The following is a 9,606-nucleotide window of genomic DNA, read 5'->3' as shown; positions in this document are numbered from 1 at the left end:
ACAACACCCACACCCCCCCCCCCCCCCGCTTTTTTTTACTGTCTGGTGGGATCGTATTTGTGTATAAGAGACAGGTCCCGGGCCGCGCCGACGGCGCGCTCTTCCACAGGGAGTTCATCGCATGAGCATCACCAGCATCACGAGTTCCGCCCCGGTCCGGCCCGGCGCCGCCGCCGACGGGGTGCAGGACCTCGTCGCCGAGACCTTCACCGTCTACGGCGAGGTCCAGGACCTGGCCCGGCTCGGTGTCCAGGTCGCGGTCACCATCGCGCCCGGCACGATCACGGCCGACATCACCGTCGGCCGGGAGGCCGCCGGTCTGGTGCCCGGTCTGATCCGGGAGCTGGACGACAGCAGGATCACCCGGACCCCGGGCGGCGCGGGGATCGTCGGCTCGATGTGCCAGGGCAACGTCGCCGTACGGATCACGGTCTCCAGCGCGCACGTGAGCGTCGCCGACCTGGAGGCGCTGGTCGCCGCCGTCGACGTCGGCCCGGATGCCGCCACCGTGTACGGGACCACGGCCCGGACGGAGCGTGCGGCATGACGGTTGCGTTCACGTTGGTCCGCCGCAGCGAACTCGATGACCTGCGGGCGGCTGCTGCCGCTGGCGAGGTCGACGCGCAGGAGGCGGCCCGGCTCGGTGTCCAGGTCGAGGAGCTGGAGCAGGAGCTGAAGCGGGTCAAGGGGCTGCTCGCCCGGGAGAGCGGGATGTCCCGGCTGCTCCTGGACGCGGTCGACGGGCTGTGGCGGGCGTCCGAGGCGCCGGTGGAGATCGTCGTCCGTGACGGGGCCGTGCACAGCGTGCACCGGTCGCGGGTGGACGCCGAGCGGGCCGTACGCGAGGCCGCTCCGAGCGCGGTGGCGGTGCCCTCCGGCGAGTCCACGGGCTGCGGGCGGACGGTCGGCTGCTGGGTCGTGGACAGCCACCGGCTTCCCGAGCTGGAGCGGCCGGCGCACGCAGCCGAGATCGCCGAGCACTTCTGGCCCGAGGGACATGTCGTCAGCGAGAGCACCGGGGCGGGGGCGGCATGAGCATGGTGTCCCTGCTCAGCGACCGCGCGGTACAGGCGTTCCGTGCGCGTCACGGCGCCATGGAGACCTGGACCAGCTCGGATTACGACCTGTACCAGGACCTGCTGGCCAAGGCGAACATGCGGCGTCGCCCGCTGCGGCGGCTCGGGCGCCGCGCCCGGGCGCTGGCGCTGCTGGCGTACGTGATGCCGCTCTACACGCTCGCCGAGCTGACGAACGCCGTGCGCGGCGAGTGCTGGCACCGGCTGGAGCTGCATCTCGACGTTCTCGATGACCGGTGCTCGGACGCCGAGGACGCGTGTTACCTCGCCGGGGACGTGGTCTTCGTGAACCGGGTCGGTGACTTCACCGACCGGTACACGGACCTGGTCTGCCGGGTGAGCGGCCACATCGAGACGTACTGACGGACTGCTTGGTGGGGGGCCCGCGGGCGGCCGGCCCCCCCCCCCCCCCGCTTACGGGCTCCTCATGCCGTACGGCGGTACGGGATCTTTTGCCGTACGGGGTGTACGAGGCCACCTGCCGTACGGGACCTCCTGCCGCGGGCCTACGCGCGTCACGCCGGAGCGGACAGCTCCGCCCATACGGTCTTCCCCGTGGCCCCGGGCGTCCTGGCGACGCCCCAGTCGAGGCAGAGCCGCTGCACGATGAACATGCCGTGCCCGCCGGGGCGTCCCGCCCGGTGCGGGGTGCGGGGCGCGGGCTGGCCCGTCCCCAGGTCGGTGACCTCCAGCCGCAGCACCTTCGCGCCGTACGCGACGCGCAGCCCCTCGGGGCCGCCGGCGTGCAGGCAGGCGTTGGTGACCAGCTCGGAGACGACGAGCAGCACATCCTCCGCCGCGGCGCGGCGGTCGGCGGTGGCGGCCGGGAGCCAGCCCCAGTCGTGGAGCGCCTGGCGGGTGAAGTCACGCGCGAGCGGGACGACACCGCTGGCGCCGGCCAGTACGAGCGTCCGCACCCGTGCGTCGGACGCCACGGGGGCATGCCCCGGCCGGTCCGACTCGGGGCCGAGGTCGCCCGGCGGCGGCTGCCGGGTGGTGCTCATCAGCGCTTCACCTCACCGATTCACCAATGTGTGAGTTCATCAGTACGACTTGAATACGACAAAGACAACTTCAATACAGCTTCATCAAATGGTGCGAGTACAGGATCCCGCAGGACCTGCCCGGGGTCTTCTGCCCCTCCGAATCGTGACAACACCCACTTCACGGGTCGGACGTCGTGACACATGCAACACACACGTCCCGGAGGCGGCGAGAAGGGGGAGAAGACACCATGAATGGGGCCGGATCTCCCCCATGGAACCGGGCTCGGACCGGTGACCGCGACGGGCCGGGAGCCGGGTCGCGGTCCGGACCGAGGGCCGGGACCGCGGGGCCCGGTGTCCAGGGACTCGGGGCTCGCACCCGGACTCGTACCCGAAAGGCACGGACCGATGCCGGTCCGTCCCCCTCCGGGCCGGTTCAGTCGGCCAGGGCGTCCGCGAGCGAGTCGTGAACGGTGAAGACCGCGTCCGCGCCGGTGATCTCGAAGACCCTCGCGACGACGGGCTGCATCCCGGCCAGATGGATCCCGCCCCCGGCGGCCTCCGCCTTCAGCCGGGCGCCGAGCAGTACGTTGAGCCCGGTGGAGTCGCAGAATTCGAGCTGTGAGCAGTCGATCACCAGGCGTACCCGGCCCCGCCCAACGGCGTCATCCAGAGGCTCCCGCAACAGCTCGGCCGTATGGTGATCCAACTCACCGGCCGCCGTCACTACCTCGCTCCGGCCCTCGGCCCGGACTCCGACCTGAAGCCGGCCCCGGTTCGCGCTGCCGACCGTCTGGCGGTCCATGCCCGTCCCTCTTCACCGATGGTGTCGACCATGTCGACAGTGGTCCGTCTCGACGTCATCACAAGGTGATGACGTCCGTCGAACATTACGCCTTTCACACGTCAGGCGGTACCCAAACTCCCCCACAATGCGGACATATGCCGCAATTAACACTTGCAACGTTCCGTGCCTACCGGGTAGGGCTAGTAGGACACGTCCGACGCGACCGGCTTGGAGGCGCCGCAAACCGTAGCAACACGTATCGGCTTCGGCAGCCATATGCCGAGAACGTATGGAGGAGACCATGTCACCCCGGCTCGACGAACCGCGTACCCAGAACGCGCCGTCGGCAACTCCGCCCGCAGCTCTTGAGACCGACGTCACTCCGGCCGACGACCCCTGGCCGTCCGAGGTCTTCGAGGGCGGTTCCGACGGGCCCCTGGACCTGCCCGAGATCCCGCCCTTCGACGAGGTGGGCGCGGTGGACGCACGGGCCCTGTCGAAGACGCTCTTCGCCCGCCTGGAAGCCCTGGAAGAGGGCACCCACGAGCACGCGTACGTCCGTAACACCCTGGTCGAGCTGAACCTCGCCCTGGTGAAGTTCGCGGCCTCCCGGTTCCGCTCCCGCAGCGAGCCGATGGAGGACATCGTCCAGGTCGGCACGATCGGCCTGATCAAGGCCATCGACCGCTTCGAACTCAGCCGAGGCGTCGAGTTCCCCACCTTCGCGATGCCGACGATCATCGGCGAGATCAAGCGTTTCTTCCGCGACACGTCGTGGTCGGTGCGCGTACCGCGCAGGCTCCAGGAACTCCGCCTCGACCTCGCCAAGGCGGGCGACGAACTGGCGCAGCGCCTCGACCGCGCCCCCACCGTCGGCGAACTGGCGGAATGCCTCGGCCTCACGAAGGAAGAGGTCATCGAGGGCATGGCGGCGAGCAACGCGTACACCGCCAGCTCGCTGGACGCACAGCCCGAGGACGACGACTCCGAGGGCGCGCTCGCGGACCGGATCGGGTACGAGGACCACGGCCTCGAAGGCATCGAGTACGTCGAGTCGTTGAAGCCGCTGATCGCGACGCTGCCGTCGCGTGACCGCACGATCCTCTCCCTGCGCTTCGTCGCGAACATGACGCAGTCGGAGATCGGGGAGGAGCTGGGCATCTCGCAGATGCACGTGTCGCGGCTGCTCACCCGGACCCTGGTCAAGCTCAGAAAGGGTCTGACGCTGGAGGAGTGAGCGGGCCGGAGTGAAGACCCCGACCCGCCGTCCCTTTCCGTCACGCCGTGCGCCCGTCCCCTGAACGAGGGGGCGGGCGTATTCGGTTGCCCGGTCAGGGCCTGGGCGCGCCGCTCGGGGTCCTGCACCCGGTCACGGCGGTCACGGCGGTCGCGGGGTGGTCGCGGGGCGGTCGCGGAAAACCCGCCGGCTTCCGCGCCGGGCTCAGTAGGGTCGTCGGATGACCAGTGAATTCGTTGCCAACCGCCGTATCGGCGTGATGTTCGACAGAGACGGCCGCCCGGAAGACCTCGCCGCGTACGCCACCGCGGTGGAAGAGCTGGGCGTGGACGACCTGTGGGTCGTGGAGGACCTCGCCTGGGCGGGCTCGGTCTCCTCCGCCACGCTCGCGCTGGCCGCCACCACGCGGCTGCGCGTCGGTATCGGCATCATGCCCGCGCCGCTGCGCAACCCGGCCCTTCTCGCCATGGAACTCGCCACGCTGGCACGGGTGTTCCCCGGCCGGATCATCGCGGGCATCGGGCACGGCTCCCCGGACTGGATGGCCCAGGTCGGCGCCGCCTCGCCCACCAAGCTCGCGCTGCTGGAGGAGACGATCACGGCGGTACGGAGCCTGCTCGCCGGTGAGACCACGACCGTCGACGGCCGCGCGGTCCATATCGACGGCGTACGTCTGGTCCATCCCCCCGAGGTGGCGCCGCCGCTGGTGGCCGGTGTCGTACGGCCCCGGTCGCTGGAGCTGTCCGGGCGCGTGGCCGACGGTACGGTCATGGCCGAGGGCCAGGGTCCCGACGTGCTGAGGGCCGCGCTCGACACGATCGCGAAGGGCCGCGCGTCCGCGTCCGCCGCCCGCCCGCACGAACTCATCGCCTTCACCCACCTGTTCGTGGACGACCGGCCCGACCGTGTCGCCACGGCCGTCGCGCCGGTGGTCGAGGAGTACACCGGATGGCTGGGCATCCCGCGCGAAGAGGTCTTCCTCGCGGCGGGCGACGCGGCGACGACGGCCCGCCGTATCGAGAGCCTGTGGGCCGCGGGCGCCGGCACCGTGGTCCTGCGCCCGGTCGGGGACGATCCGCTGGAGCAGGTCGGCGCGGCGCTGGCGCACCTCACGCGCTGACGCTCGGGTCCCGGGCCGGTACGGAGGGACGCGGGCGCCTCACCCGGAGTTCTTCATGTACGCCGCCAGCTTGCCGATGAGACGGGCCGCGTCGTCCAGCGTGCGGGCCGTCTCCCCCAGATCGCCGGCGAGCAGCTCCTCCGCGCGGCCGTCCTGCGGCTCCTCTCCGGACCAGGGGCCGGGGACGGTCGTACCCCGGTAGCCGACCGGTTCGCCCCCGGCGGGGGTGCGGTAGCCGGTGAAGTCGGCGGCGTCGGGCGTCGGGCCCGCCACGGCCTCGCCCGCGAGGAGTTCGACCCGGGCGAGCTGGGTCTCGTCGCCGCCCGCGTTGCGGCTGACGGAGAGGCGGTAGTGGGTGTACGGGGTGGTGTTGGCGAAGCGGTACTCGTTCGTCTCGTGGCGCCGCCGGAAGCGCTCGCCCTCCCGGGAGTCCAGGTCCACCCAGGTGCGTCCGTCGTACGAACCGGCCAGCTCCCAGTCGCGCGGGTCGCGGTACGGGGCGTCGTTCGCCGAGGTGAGCCGGTACGCGGTGACCGCCGCGGGGGCCTTCAGGACGAACTCCAGCTCGGCGGAGTCGTCATGGGCCAGCCACTTGGTGCGGTGGCCGTGCAGGAGGTTGTCCGCGATCTCGCCGCCCGCGTCGAACTCCTCGCTCGCCCGCACCTCGGTGACCGTGTCGGTGATGTCCCGCAGCTCGCCGGTGGCGGGCGCCGCGGCGGCGGGGGCGGTCGCGGCGGGGGCGGTCGCGCTGAGCGCGACGGACGCGGTGTTGCCGCCCCGGTCGGTCCAGGACACCCGCTCCACCGGGGCGCCGCCCGCGTCGAGCAGCAGCTTCAGCTCCCCGGACGGGGACCAGCGCTCGCCCGCGGCCTCCTCCGTCGCGAAGAGGTGGAGGGGGGCGCCGGCCGTGCCTTCGGGGTAGGCCGTACGGGCCGCGAGGGCACCGCGGTACTCGGCGAGCGCCCCGTCGGCCTCCCGCCAGTGCCCCTGGAATCCCGACAGATCGGCGCGCAGCCCGATCGCGGCCTCCGAACCGTCGGTGCCGCGCCAGGCGAGATGGGCGGGCACGGCCCGGTGACCGGCGTCGAGGTGGAACAGCAGCCGGGGAGCGGGCTGCCACACGGCGGCGCCCGGCGCGCGGCGCTCGGTGGTGAAGGCGACGACCGACCGGGTGGCCGTCCTGGCCGCGAGCGCCCGCTCCGCGCGCCCGCCGTCCCGGGCCGGGTCCACGGTGACGGCCCGCAGCCTGAGCAGCGTGTCCGCGCCCTCGGGGCTGCGTATCTCCAGGATGTTGTCGCCCGGGGTCAGCAGACCGCCCGGGACGGTGTACACCGTCCGCGACACGTCCTCCTGCCGGGCCCCGCCCCGGCCGCCCACGCCGCCCAGACCGTCCCCGCCGCCCGTCGGAACGGCCGGACGCCCGCCGAGCGCCTCGCCGTTGAGCCTGACGTCCATCGGCGCGTCGCCGCCGAGTGTGACCACCGTGACGACCGCCTCCGCGGTCTTCTCCCGCTCGTCCACCGCGAAGTCCAGCTTGATGTGTCCGCCGCCGCCGAGCGCGAGATGCGAGGAGGCGACCCCGCACCGGTGATGACCGACGACGGCGTTCGACAGCCGGGCCGGGCGGGTGGAGAAGTCGGCGAAAACCGGTTCCATGGGCAGTCCTAGCATCGTACGGTGCCGGCCCGAACGACGCGGACCGGCGGCATCTCCAGAACCGTACCGACGCCCACTGACAACGCCCCGTGACGCCAACTGAACCGCAGGTCAGCGCGGTTGCGCCCGCTGCGCCGCCGCGAGCAGACGGCGGGCGAGCGCGACATGGGGGTGGTGCGGGCCGAGGACGCGCTCGCGGTCGGCGAGCACGCGGGCGTGCAGGGCGACGGCACGGTCGAGGTCGTCCGCCAGCTCCAGCGTGCAGGCGAGGTTGCTGCGGACGGTGAAGGTCTCGGGGTGGTCGGGGCCGAAGTGCCGTTCGTACTCCGCCAGTGACCGTTCGTGCAACGCGACGGCCCTCGGGACGTCCCCGGCCGCCCGGTAGGAACTGGCCAGATTCGCCCGCGCGTTCAGCGTGTGGGGGTGGTCGGGGCCGAGGGTCCGTTCGTAGTCCCCGAGGTTGTGCCGGTTCAGCTCCAGGGCGCGGGCCGTCTCCCCCGTCAGGTCGTACAGATAGGCGAGGTTGCCACGGGCCACCAGGGTGTCCGGATGGTCCGGGCCGAGGACGCGCACGCTGTGCTCGACGTTGCTCAGGTGGAGGGGCAGGGCGCTCTCCAGGTCACCGGCCGCGCGGAGGGCGCTCGCGAGGAAGCTGCGGGCGGCCATGGTCGTCGGGTCGTCCGGGCCGCTGACCCGTACGAAGGCGTCGACGGCGCGCCGGCCGTAGGCGACCGCCTGGTCCGGTTGGCCCTCCCCCTGGAGGAAGCCCGAGGTCAGAAAGGCGATGTCGGCCGTGGCCCGGGTGTCCCGCGCGGGGTCGAGCAGGGCGAGCAGGGCGTGGATATGGGGAAGCAGCTCCCGCCAGCGCCCCCAGCCGGTGACGTCGAAGACCGGATCGCCGGGCAGCGACCGCCACATCACGCGCACGGAGCGCTCCCGGGCCTCGGCGATCGACTCGGCCGCGCGGTTCGGATCCACCGGGTCGGGGGTACGGGCCACCGCCCGCACCAGCCCGTGGAGGGAGAAGGCCCGCGGCGTCAGCGTGATCATGCTGTACGTGTGCAGCAGGGCGAGGGCGTCGTCCACCACGAACGGATCGTCGTGCAGGGCGTGGGCCAGCTCGCGCGGCACCGGCTCGGAGGAGAACCAGGCGAAGGTGCGCAGGATCTCCCCCGCCAGGGGGCTCTCCGCGGTGATGGCCTGGACGGAGAGCTGCCAGATACGGGCGACCGTACGGTGGTTGTCGTCCTCCCCCGCCGCCTCCGACGCCCCGGTCACCGACGCGGCGAACATCCGCGCGGGATGGTCGCGCAGGCGCTCCAGATACACGGCCGGGGTGATCGCCGTGTACTCGATGTAGGCCGCCGCCTGCTCCAACGCCAGCGGGAGATGGCCCAGTTCGGTGGCGATCCGCTCCAGGAGAGAGCCACCCGAGCCACCCGGACCGCCGGAGCCAGCCACGTCACCCGGACCGCCGGAGCCACCCGCGCCACCCGAGCCACCCGGACCCGAAGATCCGTCGCCGTCGTCCTGGTCGCCGATGAGCCGTACGAGCAGCTCCGTCGCCGCGTCCGCCGGCAGCGTCTCCAGCCCTCGTGGCCTGGCGAGCCGTCGCCAACCGGTCGAGCGGCGGCTGGTGATGAGGTGCCGGCCCGAGCCGAGCGGGCCGATGACCGCTTCCAGGTCGCGCGGTGAGGTGGCGTTGTCGAAGACCAGCAGCCACCCCTCGTGCGTCTGGAGCCAGTTGAGGGCCCAGGCGGCGTTCTCCGCGCCGCTGGTGGCGGCGAGGTTCGCGTACGGGTTGATGCGCGCGGTGAGACCGGCGAGCGCGGCGGTGATGCTGCTGGGCGTCTCCGCCGGGATCCACCAGACCGGGTTGTAGCGGTCCCGGTGGTGATGGGCGAAGTGGAGGGCGAACGTGCTCTTGCCCACGCCGCCCAGGCCGTGCACCACCGACGGTGTGGCCGGAAGCTCGTCGTTCAGGGCCGCCCGGAGTTCGGCCATGTCGGTCTGCCGGTCCACGAAGACGGGGCTGGGCGGGGCCGGCAGGTTGGTCAGCGCGCCGGGTGCCTCGACTTCGGCGGGCGCCCGGAGGGCCGCCGCGGGCAGATGGACGGTGCGCTGGTCGAACGTGGCGCCGTCGCCGGTACTGATGATGCCGTGGTTGGTGCCCGCAGCCGCCGCGCGGTCCCCGGAGGCGGAGGCCCCGGCGCCCGGGGAGCCGGTCATCGCTGGATGGTGGCGTCGCCGCCCGTACTGATGATCCCGGAGTTGTTCCGCACGGCCACGGCCCCTTCTCCGGAGGCGGTGAAGGTGTCACCGGCGGGCAGCATCCGGGCGATCTCCGCCGTCAGCTCCGGGTCGTCGCGCAGGGCCCGCTTGATGTGGGCGCGCAGCACAGCCTGGAAGTCCTCGTCGTCCGGCAGCTCCGCCAGATCGGCGACGGCGCCCTCGATGGCCGCGCGGCTCTCCTCGCGGCCCCACAGACGCTGCGCGATCCGGCGTCCCAGAGAGACGGTGGCATCGGCGGCCGTGTCGGTGGACCGGGTCAACACCGCGGTCCCGTACGCGCCCACCGCTGCCGTGATGTACGGCGTCACCTCGGCCGCGACAGCCAGAGCGTCCATGATGTCTCCCCCTCGCCCAGCATCCTCGGACACCCGGAATCATGGCACGGAAGCGCGCCGCCCTCCAGAGCGATCCGGAGCGGCGACCGGGCCCGGCGGCCCCTCCGGTACGGGGGC

At 72.5% G+C, this 9,606-nt stretch carries 10 protein-coding genes; 5 read left to right on the top strand and 5 right to left on the bottom strand.

Features of this window, described 5'->3' with window-relative positions; all coding sequences use genetic code 11:
• The first annotated feature begins 121 nt into the window (after positions 1 to 121).
• Genes ACFXPK_RS29725 through ACFXPK_RS29715 form a run of 3 tightly spaced genes read left to right on the top strand, consistent with a single transcriptional unit; the run spans position 122 to position 1,439 of the window.
• Positions 122 to 547, top strand: coding sequence for a hypothetical protein (locus ACFXPK_RS29725; protein ID WP_385080185.1), 426 nt, complete (start codon positions 122 to 124; stop codon positions 545 to 547).
• A complete protein-coding gene (locus ACFXPK_RS29720) occupies positions 544 to 1,035 on the top strand; it encodes a hypothetical protein (RefSeq protein ID WP_385080184.1) in 492 nt (163 codons plus the stop codon). The genes ACFXPK_RS29725 and ACFXPK_RS29720 overlap by 4 nt, the downstream gene beginning before the upstream one ends.
• A complete protein-coding gene (locus ACFXPK_RS29715; RefSeq protein WP_385000384.1) occupies positions 1,032 to 1,439 on the top strand; it encodes a hypothetical protein in 408 nt (135 codons plus the stop codon). Before ACFXPK_RS29720 ends, ACFXPK_RS29715 begins: the two co-directional genes overlap by 4 nt.
• A gap of 152 nt (positions 1,440 to 1,591) precedes the next feature.
• Here the strand turns inward: ACFXPK_RS29715 and ACFXPK_RS29710 are convergent, their stop codons facing one another.
• The gene (locus tag ACFXPK_RS29710) at positions 1,592 to 2,080 is read right to left on the bottom strand and encodes an ATP-binding protein (RefSeq protein WP_385080182.1); all 489 of its coding nucleotides are present in this window, start codon (positions 2,078 to 2,080) and stop codon (positions 1,592 to 1,594) included.
• 418 nt (positions 2,081 to 2,498) lie between these two features.
• Positions 2,499 to 2,867: an STAS domain-containing protein gene (locus ACFXPK_RS29705; protein WP_385006072.1), complete on the bottom strand. Its 369-nt coding sequence runs from the start codon at positions 2,865 to 2,867 to the stop codon at positions 2,499 to 2,501.
• A gap of 271 nt (positions 2,868 to 3,138) precedes the next feature.
• On the opposite strand from ACFXPK_RS29705, the gene ACFXPK_RS29700 reads away from it, so the two are divergent.
• Positions 3,139 to 4,086, top strand: a complete 948-nt coding sequence (locus ACFXPK_RS29700) for an RNA polymerase sigma factor SigF (RefSeq protein ID WP_385006070.1) — start codon at positions 3,139 to 3,141, stop codon at positions 4,084 to 4,086.
• A 220-nt stretch (positions 4,087 to 4,306) separates the two neighbouring features.
• On the top strand, positions 4,307 to 5,206 hold the full coding sequence (locus ACFXPK_RS29695; protein WP_385006068.1) for an LLM class flavin-dependent oxidoreductase: 900 nt from the start codon (positions 4,307 to 4,309) through the stop codon (positions 5,204 to 5,206).
• A gap of 39 nt (positions 5,207 to 5,245) precedes the next feature.
• On the opposite strand, the gene ACFXPK_RS29690 is transcribed toward ACFXPK_RS29695, so the two are convergent.
• The 3 genes from ACFXPK_RS29690 to ACFXPK_RS29680 form a co-directional block, all read right to left on the bottom strand.
• Positions 5,246 to 6,862 carry an alpha-1,2-mannosidase gene (locus tag ACFXPK_RS29690; RefSeq protein ID WP_385080180.1) on the bottom strand — a complete coding sequence of 539 codons (1,617 nt, stop codon included), beginning with the start codon at positions 6,860 to 6,862 and terminating at the stop codon, positions 5,246 to 5,248.
• A gap of 111 nt (positions 6,863 to 6,973) precedes the next feature.
• Positions 6,974 to 9,091: a tetratricopeptide repeat protein gene (locus ACFXPK_RS29685; RefSeq protein WP_385080178.1), complete on the bottom strand. Its 2,118-nt coding sequence runs from the start codon at positions 9,089 to 9,091 to the stop codon at positions 6,974 to 6,976.
• Entirely contained in the window at positions 9,088 to 9,489 is a 402-nt protein-coding gene (locus ACFXPK_RS29680) for a hypothetical protein (RefSeq protein ID WP_385006062.1), read from the bottom strand. The genes ACFXPK_RS29685 and ACFXPK_RS29680 overlap by 4 nt, the downstream gene beginning before the upstream one ends.
• Between the last annotated feature and the right edge of the window lie 117 nt (positions 9,490 to 9,606).

This window comes from Streptomyces sp. NPDC059142, assembly GCF_042755665.1.
Lineage (GTDB): Bacteria > Actinomycetota > Actinomycetes > Streptomycetales > Streptomycetaceae > Streptomyces.
The sequence above is the reverse complement of the archived record's forward strand: the minus strand, read 5'-3'. Positions and strand labels throughout refer to the sequence as shown.